Source organism: Streptomyces sp. NPDC028331, assembly GCF_055565775.1.
In genome coordinates this window covers 240,058-259,729 of record NZ_JBVHTR010000002.1, presented here as the reverse complement: position 1 = coordinate 259,729, position 19,672 = coordinate 240,058, and the positions used below count along the sequence as shown (strand labels likewise).

Annotated in this window: 18 protein-coding genes; 6 read left to right on the top strand and 12 right to left on the bottom strand. The window is 71.4% G+C overall.

Translation table 11 applies throughout. From position 1 onward, the window contains the following. Positions 1-20 precede the first annotated feature (20 nt). The gene (locus ACZ4SW_RS03310; protein WP_468237243.1) at positions 21-476 is read right to left on the bottom strand and encodes a hypothetical protein; all 456 of its coding nucleotides are present in this window, start codon (positions 474-476) and stop codon (positions 21-23) included. Between the two features lie 409 nt (positions 477-885). Continuing rightward, positions 886-1,767: a 16S rRNA (cytidine(1402)-2'-O)-methyltransferase gene (gene rsmI, locus ACZ4SW_RS03305; RefSeq protein WP_468237240.1), complete on the bottom strand. Its 882-nt coding sequence runs from the start codon at positions 1,765-1,767 to the stop codon at positions 886-888. A gap of 180 nt (positions 1,768-1,947) precedes the next feature. Here rsmI and ACZ4SW_RS03300 point away from each other — a divergent pair, with 180 nt between their 5' ends. From ACZ4SW_RS03300 to ACZ4SW_RS03290, 3 genes are all read left to right on the top strand, one after another. Next, positions 1,948-3,687, top strand: a complete 1,740-nt coding sequence (locus tag ACZ4SW_RS03300) for a dolichyl-phosphate-mannose--protein mannosyltransferase (RefSeq protein ID WP_468237237.1) — start codon at positions 1,948-1,950, stop codon at positions 3,685-3,687. Positions 3,688-3,900: 213 nt separating this feature from the next. Next, positions 3,901-5,532: a penicillin-binding transpeptidase domain-containing protein gene (locus tag ACZ4SW_RS03295; protein ID WP_468237235.1), complete on the top strand. Its 1,632-nt coding sequence runs from the start codon at positions 3,901-3,903 to the stop codon at positions 5,530-5,532. A gap of 94 nt (positions 5,533-5,626) precedes the next feature. Continuing rightward, positions 5,627-7,297, top strand: a complete 1,671-nt coding sequence (locus ACZ4SW_RS03290) for a penicillin-binding transpeptidase domain-containing protein (protein ID WP_468237233.1) — start codon at positions 5,627-5,629, stop codon at positions 7,295-7,297. Between the two features lie 36 nt (positions 7,298-7,333). On the opposite strand, the gene ACZ4SW_RS03285 is transcribed toward ACZ4SW_RS03290, so the two are convergent. After that, complete coding sequence (locus ACZ4SW_RS03285) at positions 7,334-7,678, bottom strand: SsgA family sporulation/cell division regulator (RefSeq protein WP_468237231.1); 345 nt, start codon at positions 7,676-7,678, stop codon at positions 7,334-7,336. A 221-nt stretch (positions 7,679-7,899) separates the two neighbouring features. Here ACZ4SW_RS03285 and ACZ4SW_RS03280 point away from each other — a divergent pair, with 221 nt between their 5' ends. The 3 genes from ACZ4SW_RS03280 (at position 7,900) to ACZ4SW_RS03270 (ending at position 10,153) form a co-directional block, all read left to right on the top strand. Further along, positions 7,900-8,361, top strand: coding sequence for a MarR family winged helix-turn-helix transcriptional regulator (locus ACZ4SW_RS03280; protein ID WP_468237229.1), 462 nt, complete (start codon positions 7,900-7,902; stop codon positions 8,359-8,361). 106 nt (positions 8,362-8,467) lie between these two features. Then, positions 8,468-8,914, top strand: coding sequence for an organic hydroperoxide resistance protein (locus ACZ4SW_RS03275; protein ID WP_468237226.1), 447 nt, complete (start codon positions 8,468-8,470; stop codon positions 8,912-8,914). 81 nt (positions 8,915-8,995) lie between these two features. Continuing rightward, a complete protein-coding gene (locus tag ACZ4SW_RS03270; protein WP_468237224.1) occupies positions 8,996-10,153 on the top strand; it encodes a serine hydrolase domain-containing protein in 1,158 nt (385 codons plus the stop codon). A gap of 161 nt (positions 10,154-10,314) precedes the next feature. On the opposite strand, the gene ACZ4SW_RS03265 is transcribed toward ACZ4SW_RS03270, so the two are convergent. The 9 genes from ACZ4SW_RS03265 to ACZ4SW_RS03225 form a co-directional block, all read right to left on the bottom strand. Continuing rightward, entirely contained in the window at positions 10,315-10,596 is a 282-nt protein-coding gene (locus ACZ4SW_RS03265; RefSeq protein ID WP_468237222.1) for a DUF1876 domain-containing protein, read from the bottom strand. A gap of 89 nt (positions 10,597-10,685) precedes the next feature. Continuing rightward, entirely contained in the window at positions 10,686-11,576 is an 891-nt protein-coding gene (locus ACZ4SW_RS03260; protein WP_468237219.1) for an NAD(P)-dependent oxidoreductase, read from the bottom strand. Between the two features lie 161 nt (positions 11,577-11,737). Then, entirely contained in the window at positions 11,738-14,494 is a 2,757-nt protein-coding gene (locus tag ACZ4SW_RS03255; RefSeq protein WP_468237217.1) for an alkaline phosphatase family protein, read from the bottom strand. 4 nt (positions 14,495-14,498) lie between these two features. Continuing rightward, complete coding sequence (locus tag ACZ4SW_RS03250) at positions 14,499-15,857, bottom strand: ABC transporter permease (RefSeq protein ID WP_468237214.1); 1,359 nt, start codon at positions 15,855-15,857, stop codon at positions 14,499-14,501. Then, on the bottom strand, positions 15,854-16,795 hold the full coding sequence (locus tag ACZ4SW_RS03245; RefSeq protein WP_468237211.1) for an ABC transporter ATP-binding protein: 942 nt from the start codon (positions 16,793-16,795) through the stop codon (positions 15,854-15,856). Before ACZ4SW_RS03245 ends, ACZ4SW_RS03250 begins: the two co-directional genes overlap by 4 nt. A gap of 237 nt (positions 16,796-17,032) precedes the next feature. Continuing rightward, positions 17,033-17,878: an EamA family transporter gene (locus ACZ4SW_RS03240; protein ID WP_468237208.1), complete on the bottom strand. Its 846-nt coding sequence runs from the start codon at positions 17,876-17,878 to the stop codon at positions 17,033-17,035. Then, the gene (locus tag ACZ4SW_RS03235) at positions 17,875-18,420 is read right to left on the bottom strand and encodes a YbaK/EbsC family protein (protein WP_468237205.1); all 546 of its coding nucleotides are present in this window, start codon (positions 18,418-18,420) and stop codon (positions 17,875-17,877) included. The genes ACZ4SW_RS03240 and ACZ4SW_RS03235 overlap by 4 nt, the downstream gene beginning before the upstream one ends. Positions 18,421-18,430: 10 nt before the next feature. Next, positions 18,431-18,619: a DUF397 domain-containing protein gene (locus ACZ4SW_RS03230; protein ID WP_468237203.1), complete on the bottom strand. Its 189-nt coding sequence runs from the start codon at positions 18,617-18,619 to the stop codon at positions 18,431-18,433. Next, a complete protein-coding gene (locus ACZ4SW_RS03225) occupies positions 18,616-19,461 on the bottom strand; it encodes a helix-turn-helix domain-containing protein (protein WP_468237200.1) in 846 nt (281 codons plus the stop codon). Before ACZ4SW_RS03225 ends, ACZ4SW_RS03230 begins: the two co-directional genes overlap by 4 nt. Positions 19,462-19,672: the final 211 nt, after the last annotated feature.

The window sequence follows — 19,672 nt, the reverse complement described above, 5'->3', positions numbered from 1 at the left end:
CCGCCTTGTGGCAGGAGCCGTCAGCCCGCCTTGCGGTGGTTCTGGAACGGGTGGAGCAGGTCCGAGAGGTGCCAGTGGTGGTGGCCCTCGGTCTCCTCCGGCTGCGTGCGCGGCGCCTCACGGTCCTCGCCGCCGGTCTCCGGGACCGGGGCGTGGTGCCGGTGCAGGGAGTTCTGCACGGAGGACACCTGGCCCGGGCGCATGATGCGCACCACGTGGCTGTCGCAGTTCTGGCAGGCCGGGCGGCTCAGCGGCGAGGGGACCACGCGGTCGTTCGCCACGTACAGCACGAACTCGTTGCCGTCCGCGTCGAGGTGGTGCTCTATCTCGTACGACTGCTCCCAGCCGTGCCCGCAGCGCATGCACGCGAAGGAATAGGACTCGTGGACGACGGCGGTCGCCGCGCCGCGGTGGGGTTGCCCTGTGACCTGGCCGGCCGCTGTGGCCTGGCCGGTCCGCCCTGATATCTCACTCATTCCAGCTCCTCTTGTCCGCTGGACAAGCGCCCCCGCGGTGCGGGCTTCCCCCCGGAACCCCGCGCGGTCCCACGGTGGGCGAGGGACGGGTACGTCCCTGTCCCCCAGTGGACGCCTTCACCGGCGGGAGCGGGAGCGCACCTGTCGAGTGTTGGAGGCGATTTGGACTTTGCTTGCCAAACTCACCCGATCGCCCCGCTGCGGCTTTGCCTTCGACGACAGCCCTTTGCCGCCCTATGGGGCGCACGCTCAGGAGAGATGCGCCCTGCTCAGAGGCGGTATGAGCCCCATCACAGGGGGCCGGCGATCACGGCAGCGCGCCCGCCGGAGACACCCGGCCGAAGCCCCGCCCGCCGCACGGCGGGCGTGCGGGCCGCCGTCCGGGCGCCGCGTCGCACAGCGGCGCCGCTCAGCGCGCCGCGTCCGCGTTCGCGTTCTTCGCCGCCACCACCGCGTCGAAGACCTCGCGCTTCGGCAGGCCCGCCTCCGCCGCGACCGCAGCGATGGCCTCCTTGCGGCGCTCCCCGGCCTCCTCCCGGACGCGCACCCGCCGCACCAGCTCCGCCGCGTCCAGTTCCCCGGGGGCCTTCTCGCCGGCGCCCTCCACCACGACGGTGATCTCGCCGCGTACGCCCTCGGCCGCCCACGCCGCCAGCTCCCCCAGCGGGCCGCGCCTGACCTCCTCGTACGTCTTGGTCAGCTCGCGGCACACCGCCGCCCGCCGGTCGGGGCCGAACACCTCGGCCATCGCCGCGAGCGTGTCGTCCAGCCGGTGCGGCGCCTCGAAGTACACCAGCGTGCGCCGCTCCTCGGCGACCTCCCGCAGCCGCGACAGCCGCTCGCCCGCCTTGCGCGGCAGGAACCCCTCGAAGCAGAACCGGTCCACCGGCAACCCGGACAGCGCCAGCGCCGTGAGCACGGCGGACGGCCCCGGCACCGCCGTCACCCGGATGTCCTTCTCCACGGCGGCGGCCACCAGCCGGTACCCGGGGTCCGACACCGACGGCATGCCCGCGTCGGTGACGAGCAGCACCCGCGCCCCGCCCGTCAGCGCCTCGACCAGTTCGGGCGTGCGGGCGGACTCGTTGCCCTCGAAGTACGACACGACACGCCCGGCCGGCTGGACGTCCAGCGCCTGGGTGAGCCGGCGCAGCCGGCGCGTGTCCTCGGCGGCGATCACATCGGCGGTGGCCAGCTCCTCGGCGAGCCGCGGCGGCGCGTCCGCGATGTCCCCGATGGGAGTACCGGCGAGAACCAGGGTTCCGGTCGTGGTCCCGGGTGCGACTGTCACGTCCCCATCCTCGCAGGCGCCGGGCCCTGCCCGATCGGCCGGGCCGACATCGGCGGCCGCCGCCGCGGGCGGGCGACGGCAGGGCGGCGAGGCGGCCGTGCGGGGTGCCGTAGCCCGGCACGGCCGATCGGGCGGGGCCAAGCACGGGACTCACACAGAGGTGTTCCCTACGATGGCGCGGTGACCAGTACCGCGTCCTCCACGGACACCCGGCAGGGCCAGGCCACCGATGACCAGGGGCCGTCGTGGCAGCAGCGGCTGCGCCGCTTCGGATACGCGGCGCGCCCGAGAAGCGACGTCCGCGATCGGCTGGTGCCGCCGTACACCCGGCCGAGCCCGCGCATCTGGGCGGCGATCGGCCTGCACCCGGACGTCGCCGACCGGATCACACGCTGGTCGGCGTGGGGCGGCCCGCTGCTCGTGACGCTGATCGCCGGGCTGATGCGGTTCTGGAACCTGGGCAGCCCCAGGGCGGTGATATTCGATGAGACGTACTACGCGAAGGACGCGTGGGCGCTCGTCCACAACGGGTACGAGGCGAACTGGGCCAAGGACGCCAACGACCTCATCCTTCAGCGGGGCGGCCACGTGCCGGTCCCGACGGACGCCGCGTACGTGGTGCATCCGCCGGTCGGCAAGTACGTCATCGGCCTGGGCGAGCTGATCTTCGGCTTCGACCCGTTCGGCTGGCGCTTCATGACAGCGCTGCTCGGCACGCTGGCCGTGCTGCTGCTGTGCCGGATCGGCCGCCGCCTGTTCCGGTCCACCTTCCTGGGCTGTCTGGCGGGCGGGCTGCTCGCGGTGGACGGGCTGCAGTTCGTGATGAGCCGCACCTCGCTGCTCGACGGCGTTCTGGAGTTCTTCGTGCTCGCGGCCTTCGGCTGCCTGCTCGTCGACCGGGACAGAGCGCGCGCCAAGCTGGCGGCGGCGCTCCCGGTGGACGCGGACGGCCGGGTGCGCCCGGACGCGTCCACGGCGGAGACCGTCCGCTTCGGACCGCGGCCCTGGCGCTGGCTGGCGGGCCTGATGCTCGGCCTCGCGATCGGCACCAAGTGGAACGGCCTGTACTTCCTGGCCGCGTTCTGTGTGATGGCCCTGCTGTGGGACGTGGGCGCGCGCCGGGTCGCGGGCGCCCGCCGCCCGTACCTCACCGTCCTCAAGCGGGACACGGGCCTCGCCTTCCTGGCGACGGTGCCGGTCGCGCTCGCCGTGTACCTGGCCTCCTGGACCGGCTGGATCCTGTCCCCGGCCGACGGCACCGGCGGCTACTTCCGCAACTGGGCGGCCACCGAGGGCAAGGGCGGCGACTGGACCTTCCTGCCCGACTGGCTGCGCAGCCTGTGGCACTACGAGCACGAGGTCTACCTGTTCCACGTGGGCCTGACGTCCCCGCACACGTACCAGTCGAACCCGTGGAGCTGGATCGTGGTGGGCCGCCCGGTCTCGTACTTCTACGAGTCCCCGAACCCGGGCGAGGCGGGCTGCCCCACGGACGCGGGCGGCAAGTGCGCCCGCGAGGTCCTCGCGCTGGGCACTCCGCTGCTGTGGTGGGCGGCCTGCTTCGCGCTCGTGTACGTGCTGTGGCGCTGGGCGTTCCGCCGCGACTGGCGGGCCGGCGCCATCGCCTGCGGTGTCGCGGCCGGCTGGCTGCCGTGGTTCCTGTACCAGGAGCGCACGATCTTCTACTTCTACGCGGTCGTCTTCGTGCCGTTCCTGTGCCTGGCGGTCGCGATGATGATCGGCGCCCTCCTCGGCCCGCCCGGCTCGGACGAACGCCGCCGGATCGCGGGAGCGGCGGGCGCGGGCGTCCTGGTCCTGCTGATCGCCTGGAACTTCATCTACTTCTGGCCCCTGTACACCGGCACCGCCATCCCGATGGACCAGTGGCGGGCGCGGATGTGGCTGGACACCTGGGTCTAGCCGGGTAACACAACGAGGGCGCGGCGGTCGGCCGCGCCCTCGTCGTCGTTGTGCCGCCGCTTCCGGCACCCACCCAGTGTTCACGGATGTGGCTGAATGTCGGGGTTCCGGTCATGTCTCTGATCACTCTTGGACAACGAACGACCACAGTTCTCACAACCGCCGCTCCGGTCCGCCTACAGTGCGAGATCTACGGGGAGGGGGCTGTCTGTCATGCGCAAGGGGGCCAAGGCCGTCATCGTGGGCGGGGTGTTCGCGGTGATGGTGGGCGGCGCGGGATACGGCGCGTACGACGTGCTGTCCGCGCTGAACGAGAGTTCGGGGGGCGGCGCGGGGGCCGCGCAGGTGAAGACCGGGCCGCCGTCGGCCGGTGAGGTCAAGGAGACGACCGGCAGGTTCTTCGCCGCCTGGGAGAAGGGCGACGCCGCCACCGCGGCCTCGTACACGAACAACGCCGAGGCCGCGGGGCAGTTGCTGAGCGCCTACGGGTCCAGTGCGCACATCACCGGCGTACACATCTCGCCGGGCGCGCCCAGCGGGGACACGGTGCCGTTCTCCGTGAAGGCGACCGTGTCCTACGCGGGGAAGTCCAAGCCGCTCGCCTACGACAGCAGGCTGACCGTGGTGCGCGGCACGACCACCGGCCGGGCGCTGGTCGACTGGCAGGCGTCCGTCGTCCATCCGGCGCTGCAGAAGGGCGACACGCTCGTCACGGGGGAGGCCAAGGCCCCGCCGATCGAGGCGGTGGACCGGGACGGCAAGGTCCTGACGAAGGAGAAGTACCCGTCCCTGGGTCCGATCCTGGACGCCCTGCGCGAGAAGTACGGCGACACGGCGGGCGGCAGGCCCGGCATCGAGCTGTCCGTCCAGCGCGCCGACGCGAACGCGCCCGGCAAGACCCTGGTGACCCTCGCCGAGGGGACGCCCGGCAAGCTGCACACCACGCTCAGCGCCACCGCGCAGGCCGCCGCCGAGCGGGCCGTCCAGAACTACGCGGAGTCCTCGGTGGTGGCGGTCAAGCCGAGCACCGGTGAAGTGCTCGCGGTCGCCAACCACCGCCGGGACGAGTTCAACGCGGCGTTCGAGGGGCGGCTGGCCCCCGGCTCCACCATGAAGATCATCACGTCGGCGATGCTGATCGACAACGGCGTCACCACGATGAACGGCCCCGCGCCCTGCCCCCCGACGGCCACCTGGCAGAGCCAGACCTTCCACAACCTGCAGGGCATGGAGCCCAACGAGAAGGCGACGCTGGCGAACAGCTTCATGCGGTCGTGCAACACGGCGTTCGTCAAGCTGGTCGACGAGAAGCCCCTCACGGACGAGTCGTTGACCGACGAGGCCCAGGAGCGGTTCGGGCTCGGGCAGGACAACTGGAAGACGGGCATCGTCTCCTTCGACGGCAGCGTTCCCGCCTCCACCGGCCCCGACCGCGCCGCCAACGCCATCGGCCAGGGCCAGGTCCAGATGAGCCCGCTGAACATGGCGTCGGTCACGGCGACCGCGATGACGGGAACGTTCCGGCAGCCGTACCTGGTCTCCCCCGACCTCGACCACCGCGAACTGGCCACCGCCAAGGGGCTGTCCGCGAGCACGGTCGCGCAACTGCGGGCGATGATGCACCTGACGGCGACCCAGGGCACCGCCGCGCGGGTGATGGCGGGGCTCGGCGGGGACATCGGCGCGAAGACCGGGTCCGCGGAGGTCGACGGGCAGACGAAGTCGAACAGCTGGTTCACCGGCTACCGGGGTGACATGGCGGCGGCGGCCATGACCCAGGAGGGCGGGCACGGCGGCGACGCGGCCGGTCCGATTGTCGCAGCTGTGCTACGAACGGGCGGCTGAAGTCACCCGTGTCACCGCGGGACTCTAGTGTGTTGTTCTCGTTGAGGACTGTGAGGGCACTGGGGGACCTGGGTACTGCGGAGGACCGGGAGCTGTGGGCAAGAGAAGGCGCGTCGCCGGGCGCAACAAGAGCCGGCCGCTGATGATCGGCGGCCTGATCGCCCTGGTCGGGCTGGGCGGCGCCGTCGGCGCCTACAGCCTGCTGGGCGGCGGCGCTGCGGCCGACGACCGCGACGCGGCTGCGGGCCACCGCAAGCTGGTGCGGGTGGGCCCGCCGTCCGCGTCCGAGGTCCGTACGACGGCCACGGCGTTCCTGACGGCGTGGCAGCGGGGCGACGCGGCCAAGGCGGCGGGCGTCACGGACGACTCGGCCGCCGCGACCGCGGCCCTGACCGGCTACCGCAAGGACGCGCACATCACGGGCGTCACGCTGACCCCCGGCACCCCCGCCGGGGCGACGGTCCCGTTCTCCGTCAAGGCGACGGTGTCGTACCAGGGCCTGAGCAAGCCGTGGACGTACGCCTCGAAGCTGACCGTGGTGCGGCGGGCCGCCGACGGTGTGCCGGTGGTGCGGTGGCAGCCGTCGGTGGTGCACCCGGACCTCACGGACGGCGACCGCCTGGTGACCGGTGAGGCGGGCACGCCCCCGGTCAAGGCGCTGGACCGCGACGGCGGCGAGATCACCGCGGCCAAGTACCCCTCGCTGGGCCCGGTGCTGGACGGTCTGCGCGAGAAGTACGGCAAGAAGGCCGGCGGCAAGGCGGGCGTCGAGCTGCGGATCGTGCGCAAGGCGGCGGGGAAGGGCAAGGAGAAGACGCCCGACAAGACGCTGGTGACGCTGAGCGAGGGCACGCCGGGCAAGCTGAAGACGACGCTGAGCCCCACCCTCCAGGCGGTCGCCGAGCAGCAGGTCACCAAGCAGGCGAACGCCTCGGTCGTCGTGATGCGCCCGTCGACCGGCGAGATCCTCGCCGTCGCCAACACCGGCCACGGCTTCAACGTCGCCTTCCAGGGCTCGCTGGCCCCCGGCTCGACGATGAAGATCATCACGTCGACGATGCTGTTCGAGAAGGGTCTCGTCACCCCGGCCGCGTCGCACCCGTGCCCCAAGACGTACAAGCTGGCCGGCTGGACGTTCCACAACGACGACGACTCCGAGATCAAGCAGGGCTCGTTCAAGCAGAGCTTCGCGGCGTCCTGCAACAACGCCTTCATCGACTTCGCGCCGAAGCTGTCCAACAGCGACCTGACCGAGGAGGCCCAGCAGGTCTACGGCCTCGGCTTGGACAACTGGGCCATCGGCGTCCCCACCTTCGACGGCTCGGTCCCCGTGCAGAGCGGCGCACAGATGGGCGCCTCGCTGATCGGGCAGGGCGGGGTCCGCATGAACCCGCTGAACATGGCGTCGGTGGCCTCCACGGTGCAGACCGGCGTCTTCCACCAGCCGTACCTGGTGTCCCCGACGGTGGACGGCCGGACGCTGGCGAAGGCCTCGCGCACCATGTCCGCGAAGACGCAGGCCGAGCTGAAGGAGGTCATGCAGGCCACGGCGGCGTACGGCACGGCCGCCAAGGCGATGGCGGGCCTCGGCCCCGACTACGGCGCGAAGACGGGTTCGGCGGAGGTCGACGGCCAGAAGAAGCCGAACGGCTGGTTCACGGCCTACAAGGGCGACCTCGCGGCCGCGGGCGTGGTGCAGGCGGGCGGCCACGGCGGCGACACGGCGGGCCCGATCGTGGCGGCGCTGCTGCGCGCGGGGAGCTGACCGGGGCCGCGCGGGGGCCAACCCCGGGGCCGGTCCCTACCGCGCCGGTGCCGCTCCCACCGTGTACGTGCGCCGCAGGAACCGCATCAGGGCCTTCGACTCGAACTGCACGACTTCCACGCCCTGCGCCGAGTGGAACTCCATCACGGCCTGGACCCGGCCGCACGGCCAGATACGGACCTCTCCCGTGCCCGCGGGAGCGCTCAGGCCCTGTTCCAGGAGGTCCCGGGAGAAGGCCCACTCGTGCGGGCCGGGCAGGCCGATGCTGACCGAGCGGGGGTCGGTGTCCGGGTCGTAGCGCAGGACGACGGGGACGGCGTCAGGAGTTTCCGGGGAGTCGGTGACGACATGGGCTCGCGCATACTGTTCCACCACGGACATCGGATCACTCCTCACGCTGCGTCACCCGAGCAGAAGCTGTGAATCCGCTACCCATCCAGAGTCGCACATATGGGCGTCACCGGCCTCCGATGCGAGTGCCGCTCGCCACATTGCGCGTTCCGGGCGCGCCGGTTTCCGGCTCCGCGGCCGCGAGGAACCGCTGCGCCCACCCGCCGGGAACCGCCCTTCGGCCTCCACCCGCGGTCCGTGACAATGGGCGCGTGACGAACGAGGAGACCGACGGCTCACTACTCCTGGACGACCAGCTCTGCTTCGCGCTGTACGCCGCCCAGCGCGCCGTGACGGCCGCCTACCGCCCGCTCCTCGAGGACCTCGGTCTCACCTACCCGCAGTACCTCGTGCTGCTGGTCCTGTGGGAGCGCGGCGAGACGACGGTCAAGGACCTGGCGGCCGCCCTGCGCCTCGACTACGGCACCGTCTCGCCGCTGCTGAAGCGGCTTCAGGCGGCGGGCCTGGTGCGGCGCGAGCGGTCGGCGCGGGACGAGCGGTCGGTGCTCGTCGCGGCCACCGGGCGCGCGGAGGAACTGCGGGAGCGCGCGGCGCGCGTGCCCGGCACCCTGCTCAGGGCGACGGGGCTCGGCGGCGAGGAGACGGCCCGGCTGCGCGAGGAGCTGTGGCGCCTGGCGGAGAAGGCGGAGGCCGCGGCGGCCCGTACCCGCTGATCTCGGGTTACCCGGAGTTTCTACCCCCTGGTAACACCGAGGGACCTACCAGCCGGTACCTTGTGCGCGATGTACTTGCGCACACTTGTTCTGGGGGAGGCCGACCATGTCTGACGGCACCGCTGTCGACACCCGTCCGACGAAGATCATGTACGTTGCCGAGGCCACCGCGCACGGCGGCCGGGACGGGCATGTGACCAGCCAGGACGGCCATATCGCGCTGAAGGTGGCGATGCCGCCGGAGCTGGGCGGCGACGGCAGCGGCACCAACCCCGAGCAGCTCTTCGCGGCCGGCTACAGCTCCTGCTTCCACAACGCGCTGATCCTGGTCGGCAACCGCGAGGGCTACGACCTGACCGGCTCCACCGTCGCCGCGAAGGTCGGCATCGGCCCCAACAAACAGCGCGGCTACGGCCTCGCGGTGGCCCTGAGCGTCTCCCTGCCCGTCCTCGACCAGGAGGTCGCCGCCCGGCTCGTGGACGCCGCCCACGAGGTGTGCCCGTACTCGAACGCCACCCGTGGGAACATCGATGTAACGATTGTGCTGGGCTGAGGAAACCCAGGAATCGCAGGCCCGAAGCGCGCGTTACGCCCATTGTCGCAGGCGGTCGACGATCGGGACGGGAGTGCGGACGTGAACGTGAACGGCGTTGTGGCCGAGGGCTTCGAGCCGGTCGAGGAGGCGTTCGTACGGAACTTCGAGGCGCTCGGCGAGCGCGGCGCGGCGGTCGTCGTGTACCGGGACGGGCGCAAGGTCGTGGACCTGTGGGGCGGCACCAAGGACGTCGACGGTACGGCGCCCTGGCAGCGGGAGACGGCGCAGATCGTGCGCTCGGCGACCAAGGGCGTCGCGGCGGCCGTGCTGCTGATGCTGGCCGAGCGCGGCGAGCTGGACCTGGACGCGCCGGTCGGCCACTACTGGCCCGAGTACAAGGCGCAGGGCAAGGAGCACACGACGGTCCGGCAGGTTCTGGCGCACCGGGCGGGCGTACCGGTCCTGGACCGCCCGCTCACCCCGGCCGAGGCCGCGGACCCCGATCTGGCGGCCACCGTGCTGGCCGCGCAGGCCCCCGCCTGGGAGCCCGGCACGGACCACGGCTACCACGCGCAGACTTATAGCTGGCTGACGGGGGAGCTGGTGCGGCGGGCCACGGGCCGGTCGATCGGCGAGTGGATCGCCACCGGGATCGCCGGGCCACTGGGCCTGGACCTGTGGGTGGGCCTGCCCCCGGCGGAGGCGCACCGGGTCGGCCGGGTCGGCCCGGTCGAGGCCCCGGCCCAGGAGGGCGCCCTGCGCATCCGCCCCAAGCGCGCGGTCGCCGACGCGTACGCGGACCCGGCGAGCCTGACCCGCCGCGCCTTCGCGGCGATCACCCCGCAGCCCGACGAGAACGACCCCGGGTACCGGGCGGCGGTCCTGCCCGCGTCGAACGGCATCGCGACGGCCGACGCGCTGGCCCGCTTCTACGCGGCGCTGATCGGCGAGGTGGACGGCGTCCGCCTCTTCTCCCCCGCCACGGTGGAGTCGGCCCGGCGGGAAGCCTCGGCGGGTCCGGACCGCGTGCTGGTGGTCCCCACCCGCTTCGGCCTCGGCTACATGCTCCACGGCAGCGCGTCCCCGCTGCTGGCCCCGGGCTCCTTCGGCCACCCCGGCCGCGGCGGCCCACTGGGCTTCGCGGACCCGGAGTCCGGCATCGCCTTCGGCTATGTGACGAACGGCTTCCACAAGAGCGTGACGGCGGACCCCCGGGCACAGGCGCTGGTGCGGGCGGTACGGGCGGCGTTGGCCTAGCCCTGGTACGGCGTGGCGGTGCCGCACGGCGTGGCGCGGTGCCCGCACGGCGGTGCCCGCACGCGTCGGCGTGCGGGCATCGCCACGATCCGGGTACTCCTCCGTCTCCTCGCTGCCTCTGTGGGGGTCGGCACCTGTCCGGGAGCCGGTACTTCCCGGTGTCAGTGGAACGTCAGCGGATGCGACGTCCTCCCCGACGCCTCGTCGATCTCGTCGTGCGCCTTGGTGAGCAGCTCCATCGCCAGCTCGTTGAGCGCACGCGCCCCGGCGATCTCCTCACCGACGCGCGGCTGATTCGAGTCGGAGCGGTGGCGGCTGGCGTACCCGCGTGCCCGGACCTCCTGACCGTCGGGGAGCCGGACGAGCGCCGCCGCCCGCGTCCGCTGATCGTCCTCCTCGAATTCGAGTTCCACATGCCATCCGACTGCGGTGTGCATAGCCATGGCGATCACCTCCGGAACCACTGATTCCAGGGTGCTCCTCCTGGTGCCCCGACGCACGGCGCGGGCGCCCTCGGAGCCCTTGGGATTCCTCAAGAACCGGACTTCTCGTCGAAGCTGGCGAAGTACGCCGCCGCCATGTCCTCGTCGGCGTGCCCCTGGGCGGCGGCGCGGGCGAGGCGTTCGGCGGTCGCGGCGGCCACGTCGAGGCGGACGCCGTTCTCCTCCCCGGCCCGGACGATCAGCCGGGCGTCCTTCTCGGCGGTCGTGACGGCGAAACTCGCCGGGGTCAGCGTGCCGTTCAGCAGGAGGCCGGCCTTGGCGTGCAGGTAGCCCATGTCCAGCGGGCCGCCCGAGATGATGTCGAAGAACTTCTGCGGATCCACGTCGAGGGCCTTGGCCAGGGCCAGTACCTCGCCGGTCGCGGCGGTGGCGGCGAGGACCCAGCTGTTGGCGACCAGCTTCAGCCGGCTGGCGCTGCCCGCCGCGCCGTCCTCCCCGGTCCACACGGTGCGGGCGCCCACGGCGTCGAACACGGGCGTCACCGTCTCCCGCCCTTCGGCCGGCCCGGCGGCGAGGACGGTGAGCTGCCCAGCCTCCGCGGGCTGGCGGGTGCCGAGCACGGGGGCGTCGTAGAAGATCAGGCCGTGCTCCCGCGCGAAGGCGGCCAGCTCGCCGACGGCCTCGGTCCCGGCGGTGGTCGACTGGACCCAGGCGGTGCCCGGGCGCAGGGCGCCGGCGGCCTCCCGCATGACCTGAAGGACGGTGGCGCCGTCGTACAGCATGGTCAGGACGACGTCGGCGTCCCGCACCGCCTCGGCGGGGGTGCCGGCGATCTGCGCGCCGTCGGCGGCGAGCGGCTCGGCCTTGTCCCGGGTGCGGTTCCAGGCGCGGACGGTGTGTCCGGCGCGGGCGATGTTGCGGGCCATCGCGGCCCCCATGATGCCGGTACCGAGGACGCTCACGGTGAGCTTGTCTGTCATGACGCCAACTCCTGATCCCACGGTGACTGTTGCGTCTCCCATGCTCCCTCAGCGGGCGGGCGTTGCGTCGGGCCCACCCTGCGTGCGCGGGACGGAACACGGCAGGGCCCCCCGACCGGCGGTGACGCCGGCCAGGGGGCCCTTGACGCGGTCGGTTCGGATCAGCCGTCGGACTCCGACGACGGGATGTAGGCGCCCGGCACGTCGTTCGGCGCGTAGATCTTGCTGTCTCCCGGGTACGGCTTCGACCAGTTGTGCGTCTCGTACCACGTGAGGCGGTTCATCTGCTCGGGGTTCGCGAAGTCGGGCACCGCCTTGGTGCCGGTCAGCCGCTGCTGCGACTCCCAGGCCTTCCACTGCGCCGCGACCTTCTGCTCGGCCGGCGGCACCGTCACCGACGTCTGCGCGGGCGCCGCCTTGGCGTCCTGCGGGGCCGGGGTGTCCGGGCCGCAGGAGGGCTGGGTGCTCAGGCCGAGGGTCAGCGAGGTCCGGTTCGGCTGCGCCTTGAACGGCGTGTAGTTCGGCTTCCGGGTGAACGCACCGAACATCGGGGTGGCCGCGCTGTCCATCTGGTTCATCGGGTGGATCCCGAGGATCTGCTCGATGGTGCGGACCATCGTGATCTGCGAGTAGTAGTGGTTGTCGACGGTGCCGTGCTTGGCCCAGGGGCTGATGACCTGGACCGGGGCACGGTGGCCGTCGACGTGGTCGAGGCCGGCCTGGGAGTCGTCCTCGACGACGAAGATCGCCGAGTCCTTCCAGTACTTGCTGTGCGTGATCTCGTCGACCATCTTGCCGACCGCGAGGTCGTTGTCCGCGACCTCGGCGGCCGGGCTAGCCGGACCACCGGTGTGATCGTTGGAGAACCAGAACATGTTCAGGTTCGCCGGACCGTTCTTCTCGAAGTCCTGCTTCCAGATCTGTTCCTTGTAGACGTCCGGGACGTTGAGGTCGAACAGCGGGAAGCCGGGCACCGACACCTTGTTGAGCGAGGGGATCGCCGAACCCGTCTGAATGGGGTAGGCGGTCTTCTGCCCGGTCGCCTCCATGTTCTTGGCGTCGCAGTACAGGTTCTGCCAGGTGGCGCCGGCCGGCTTGCTCTCGATCGACTGGAACTCGCCGTAGTCCTTGACGGACTTGCCGGCCGCCTGGGCACCGGTCCAGATGAAGCCGGTCTTCTGGTGGCCGAGAACGTCGTCCTCGGTGTCGTAGCTGCGCGTGTACTCACCGGCCGACGACTCGGTGTACTCCGGGTTGTCGGACTGCATCAGCCAGTTGTGGCCCTCGGCGGAGTTGGTGCCGACGTCGTAGAAGTTGTCGTACAGACCGAACTGCTGCGCGAGCGCGTGCTGGTTCGGCGTCACGTTCTCGCCGAACTGCGTGAGCGTCGGGTCGCCGTTGCCCTGCTTCAGGTCGCCGAAGACCTGGTCGTAGGTCCGGTTCTCCTTGACGAGCAGGAAGACGTGCTTGATCGTCGAGGGGTCGCCGAGCCGCGCCGGCACGGGCACCGGCTTCGCCTTGCTCCTGCCCTCGGCCGACTTGACCGAGCCGGCGGTCCAGCCGTTCTGCCTGAAGACCTTGGCCGTTTCGGACCTGATGACGCTGTCGTCCGGCAGCGTGAACTGCGTCAGGCTGGAGGTCGTGTCGTGGGTGCCGTGGCCGGCGGCGGTGGTGGGGCGGCGGGCGTCGATGCCACGGGTGTTGGAGACGACCACGTTCTTGCCCACGGTGGTGATCCCCGCGGGGAAGTAGTCCGTCGGGAGCAGGCCGACGTAGGCGGCCGGCTGCTGCGGGGAGGTGTACCGGTAGACGGCGACCGCGTTGGCGCGGCCGAGCGTCACGAGCAGGTGACCGTCGTCGGTGAGCGTCACCGCGTTGGGCTCGTAGCCGACCGACGCCTCCGGCCACGGCTGGGTGGCGATGGTCTGGACGACCTTGTCGTTGCGGGTGCTGATGACCGACACGTTGTTGTCGGCGGTGTTGGTGACGAACACCGCGCCCTTCTTGGCGTACACCGCGGTCGGGTGCAGACCGACGTCGACGGACCCGACGGCGGCGGACGGGTCGGCCACGTTGATGACGCTGACCGTGCCGGTGGTGGCGGCACCGGTGTTCGGGTTGGCCGGCACCTGGGTGCCGTAGGAGTTCATCGTGGTGTCGCCGGCCTTGGCCGGACGTCCGCCCTCGTTGCTGACGTAGAGCTTGTCGCCGACCAGGGCGATGCCACGGGGGGCGTTGCCGACGGCCCAGCTCTGCTTGATGGTTCCGGCCGCCGCGTCGATGGCGACCACCCGGTTCTGGCCGTTGACCGCGGAGTACACGGTGGAGCCGTCGGCCGAGAACACCGCCGCACCCACGAGCGCGTGCTTCGAACCGTCGGCCGGGATCGAGACGGCCGTCGGGTTGGAGAGGGTACCGTCGGCGTTCACGGTGAACTTGGTGTAGCCGTCGCTCTGGCCCAGCCAGAGCTGCTTGCCGTCGGGCGAGTACGTCGGGCCCTCCTGGCCGACGGAACCGCTCGAGATGCGCAGGTCGTCCGCCTTGTTGGTGCCGACGCGCTGCTTCACCTGCCCGGTCTTGAGGTCCATGATGACCAGCGCCGCGTCGCCGTCGGCGACCGCGGCCGCGAGGTGGGTGCCGTCCGGGCTGACCGAGGACGACATGATCTTGCCGTCGTTGATGACGGTGCGGCTTCCGTAGGGGGCGATGTACTGGTCGGCGGCGACGACCTGGCCCTTGTCGGTGACCTGGCCGACCTGCTGGGTGCCGAACTGGTGGGTGGAAGCAACGGCGGTGCCCGTGACGGCGAGGGCGACAGCGATGCCCGACGTCACCAGCACGGCCCGCCGGCCGACACGTCTACCGAAAAGGCTGACCTGCTCCTTCTCGCTGTTTCGACGCTGACGTGTTACCTGCATGGAACTATCCCTTCGAGGAGGTGTCGAGCAGCTCGACGTTGCCGTCGAACTGCCACAAGGGGTTCGGGGCGTCCCCGGTGGGGGTACGGACGAGGAAGTAGCCGTTCACTTCCTTCGGTCCGTCGCCGTCGGCCACGAACCGCCCGTCTGAGGTGACGTCGAGTTGGTAGATGGCCGTCCCTGCGGCCTCGACGCCAGGGAGGTGCCAGGTGACGACGCAACGCCAGTCGTTGCCCGCCCCCTGGGGGGCGACCTGGCCGTCGCCCTTGTTGCACGCCGCCGTGGCCTTCAGTTGCGCTTCGGTGACGGCGGGGCGGTGGAGCTGCCGGGTCTGCATGCGGTAGAGGTGGGCGAACGCCGTGGCGACCGACCGCTGGACCTTGTCCTGCTCGATCCCGGACCCCGTCGCCCCCATCGCGGCGGCGACCACCGCGACCGTCACGGCGAACAACCCGGCGAGCGGCACCAGCCCCGCGGTGATCGCGCGGCGCCCCGAGCCGTCGTAGGCCGGGTTGGTGAAGTCGCGCCGCAGGAAGAGCAGGTAGGCCAGCGCCGTGGCGAGCACGGCCCACGCCAGGCTGACCGCGATGCCGATCAGGAGCGGGCCGAGCTGTTCCGGGGCGGTGAACAGGCCGTTCCAGGAGATGAAGGCGTAGCCGGGCAGGGCGAGGCGTACGGCGACGGGCAGCGGCAGCATCTGGGCGACCTGCATCCCGAGCGCGACGATCGGGGGCAGCAGGAGCCCCATCGGGGACCGCCCGAGCGCCACCGACCCGAGCAGGCCGATCCCGGCGAGGGCCAGGGTCGGGGCGAGGGCGCAGACCCAGGCGAGCAGGACCTTGACGGCAGCGTCCCCCGGCGCGAGCAGGTGGCCGTCGAGGCCGACCAGCGGCTGGTCGCCGACCGACACGAGCCCTCCGACCACGCTGGAACAGGCCAGCCCGGCCACGAGCAGCACGATGACGGTGAGGCTGGCCAGTACCTTCGCCGCGAAGATCCGCCGGGGCGACCGGACGGCCACCAGCAGGTGGCGCCAGGTGCCGAGCCGGTCCTCGGAGGCGAACACGTCGCCGGCGACCAGCGAGGTCAGCAGCGGCAGCGCCCAGGTGCCCGCGAAACCGAGGATCACCAGCGGTCCGGCCCAGCCCGTGGCGTGCATCCAGCGGCCGAAGAGCGTGTCGGCGGGGAGCGTGCTCTGCTGACTCACCCCGGCGACGAAGAGCGCCGGCGCGATCCAGCAGGCGAGGACCAGCAAGCGGATCCGCCACTGCGAGACGAGCTTGACCAGTTCGAAGCGGTAGCCGCGCGGCACGGAAACGCGGGGGGCACGGACAACGCTGTCGACGGCGACGGTCGCGGTCATCGGCCGGCCTCCTGCTGCTCGGTGAGGGCGAGGAACGCGGCCTCCAGCGGCGAGACCACGGGGGCGAGTTCGCGCACCGCGATGCCCGACTGCACGAGGGCCGTCACCAGTTCGTCCAGGGCCGGAACCAGGCCGCGCACGACGAGCACCTCGGCGTCGTGCCGTGCCCCGCCGCCGTCGACGACCTGGATCCCGGCCGTGTCGACCGCCGCTCGGCGGGCGGCCTGCGGGTCGGAGGTCCGCAGCCGGTAGTCGAGTTCACGGTTCTCGGCGGCCAGCTTGCTCAACGGCCCTGAGAACACGACCCGTCCGGTGGCGAGGATGGTGACCTCGGAGCACAACGCTTCCAGGTCGTCCATGCGGTGGCTGGAGAGCACGACGGCGGTTCCGTCGGCCGCGAGCCGGGCGAGGACACCGTGGACGTGCTTCTTGCCCGCCGGGTCGAGGCCGTTGGACGGCTCGTCGAGGACGAGCAGCCGGGGCTTGAGGAGGAGGGCGGCGGCGAGCCCGAGCCGCTGGCGCATGCCGAGGGAGAAGCCGCGGGCCCGGTCGTCGGCGACGTCGGTGAGCCCGACCTGGTCGAGCACGTCGTCGATCCCCGCCGTCCGCGCGTCGTGACCGCGCAGAGCGGCCAGCGCGGCGAGGTTCTGCCGGGCAGTGAGCGAGGGGTAGAGGCCGGGCCCGTCCACGAAGCCGGCGACACCGTCGGGAGCGGCGAACGCCCTCCCGACCGGCGTACCCAGGACTTCCAGGCTGCCGTTGTCGGCGACCGCCAGGCCCAGCAGCAGGCCGAGCAAAGTCGTCTTGCCGGCGCCGTTCGGTCCGACCAGGCCATGGATCTGACCCTGCGTCACATCCAGGTCGATGCCGTCGAGTGCGACGACGTCACCGAAACACTTGGTGATCCCGCGAGCCCGGACTGCGAGGAGTGTGTCCATGAGTCCCTTCTTTCGAAGTCCGCAGGGACCCTAGGGACGACACACAACCCGGACACAGAAGGCCGGCTGAACGTACGCCGAACGAATCGTCAAGGCGTCGGCAAGTCGCGTGCACGAACCGCCCCCGACGCTCCGGAAATGGCCAACACTTGGCCGCGTCCGGTCCGTACGACGTACTGTGGCCGAAATTCAATGCACACCAGCACCCGACGGACACGATCGCTCACCCGCGGACGGCTACCCGGCGTGCAGCATCAACCCGATCCCGACCACCACGAGCCCGGCCGCGGCGATCCGCGAAACGCCGAACCGTTCCTTGAAGAAGACGGCGCCGATGGCCGCGCCGACGATGATCGACGACTCCCGCAGGGCGGCGATGGGGGCCAGTTCGGCCCGGGTCTGGGCCCACAGTACGAGGGCGTACGCCGCCACGGACAGGGCGGAACCGAGCAGCCCGAGCGCCGCGAAGGGCCGCAGCTCGGCGGCGAATTCGCCCCGCCACCGGCACCAGGCGTACGCGGGGATGACAACCCCCTGCACGGCCATCAGCCAGGCGATGTACCCGAACGGCGTCCCCGACGCCCGTACGCCCAGCCCGTCCACCACGGTGTACGCGGCGATGGTCAGGCCCGTGGCGAGTGCGGCGCCTATGGCCGCCCAGTTCGGCCTGCGCCCGCGCAGCCCCCACAGCGCGACCCCGGTCAGTCCCGCACACGACACGGCGACGCCCGCCGCGGCCCAGCCGTCCGGCACCTCGTGGGCGAACACCGCCGCCAGCACGGTGACCACGAGGGGCGCGGTACCGCGGGCGATCGGGTACGCCTGGCCGAAGTCGCCGAGCCGGAACGACTGCATGAGCAGCGCGTAGTAAGCGATGTGGATGGTCGCGGAGACCAGGAGGTACGGCCACGCCCGCGCCGCCGGGAACGCCGCGAACAGGGCGATCGCCAGTCCGATGAGCACCCCGCCGCCCGAGATCAGCGTGAAGCCGACCAGCTTGTCGGTGATGCGGTGGGCGATGGCGTTCCAGCTCGCGTGGGTGACCGCGGCGAGCAGGACGGCCGCGGTGACGGCCGGCGTCACGCGGACTGCTCGCGCACGTCCACGAGGGTGCCGCCCGCGTGGGCGATCAGTGACTTCGGCTCCATGGGGAACACGGTGTGCGGGGTTCCGGCGGCCGCCCACACGGTGTCGTGATCGAGCAGCGAACGGTCGGCGAGCACGCGCATCCTCGTGCGGTGCCCGAAGGGCGGCACGCCGCCGATCGCGTACCCGGTGGTCTCCCTTACGACGTCGGGTTCGGCCCGGGTGACCTTCTCCGCACCGAGCTCCTCGCGGACGCGCTCCACGTCCACCCGCGATGCCCCGTCCATCAGCACGAGCACCGGCACGCCTCCCCCAAGCTCTCGGCTCCGCTCGAGCAGGGGGGACCCCCATGCCGCGAAGACGAGCGACTTGCAGATCTGGCTCAGCTCGCACCCGATCGCGGCGGCGGCCTCGGCGGCGGTACGGGTCGCGTCCGGGAAGCGGCGGATGCGGGTGCGGAGGTCGCCGAGCCCCAGCTCATCGAGGGCCGCGGCGAAACGGGGGTGGGCTCCGGATTCTTCTGCGGGGGTCGTCGTCATGAACGGCAGGTTAGCTGCCGGATACAAAGGCCACGAACGAATTCCAGGTCGGGTGAGTCACGGCGAGGCGGGAGGTGTCCGGAGTTTTGGAGTCACGGATGTGGATGGTGGTGGGGGTTGCGGCTATCTCGACGCAGTCGTTGCCGTTGCTGCTGTCGCTGTAGCTGCTCTTGAACCAGTGGAGTTCCGGGGTGCTCATAGCTCTCCCAGCGCTTTTTCGATGAAGGCCAGAGACTCCTCTGGCGTGAGTGCCTGAGCCCGGATGATGCCATACCGGAGTTCGAGCACCCGGAGCTGTCGCGGATCGGAGACAGGACGGCCTCCGAAGTCGCCGTCGGTGCGCCCAACCCCACTGCCGTCTCCGAACTTCAGTACCTGAATCCGTCCGCCCGTCCCGGGGTGGTTCGCACGGTCGGTCGGCATCACCTGAAGCTCCACGAACGGCAACCGGGCCACCTCCAGCACGTGTTCGAGCTGCCGACGCAACACCATTGTGTCGCCGATCGGACGCCGCAGTGTCACCTCTTCCTGGACGAAGCTGAACTCGGGCGCCGGAGACCGCTCGAAAATCGACTTTCGTGCCATACGTGCAGCCACCATGCGCTCCAGCTCGTCCGGCGAATAGACGGGACGCCACGTGGCCAGCAACGCCCTCGCATACTCCTCCGTCTGCAACAACCCATGGATGTTGTGGTTGCCGTACAGCTGGAGCTCGACGGCCCGCTCCTCCAACTGCGCCAGCTCCCGGACCTTCTTCGGGTACCGCGCCCTCTCCATGTCCCCCTTGAAGGCCTTGAGGTGCCCCTGTGCCTTCAGGATCTCGTCCGCCTTGTCCAGGAAGTCCACCCGCGGGATCCGGGACCCTCGTTCGACCTTCCGGATCAGGTCCTCGCCGTACCCCATGGCATCGGCGAACTCGACGACCCGCATCCCCGCGGCCTCACGGCAGAACTTGAGGAGCCGGCCGACCGCCTCCACCAACGGCGCGATCTCGTCGCCGGGTTCGACTCCCCACCCCGCTTCGTCCGCACCCTCGCTCACGCCACCCCACCTCCAGACAGCCGAGACAGCCCCGGACGAACGCCGGACAGTCACCGCACGAGCACGTCAAGTAACGTCCCAGCCTAGGCGCATCCCGCCCCGCCGAGTGACATGAATCAGGAAACGACCCTCATCCGCGACAGTGAGCGTCGGCCACGGCATACACGAAGGGCGCCCCACCCCCGGTGAGGCGCCCTGCCCGTGTTCGGGC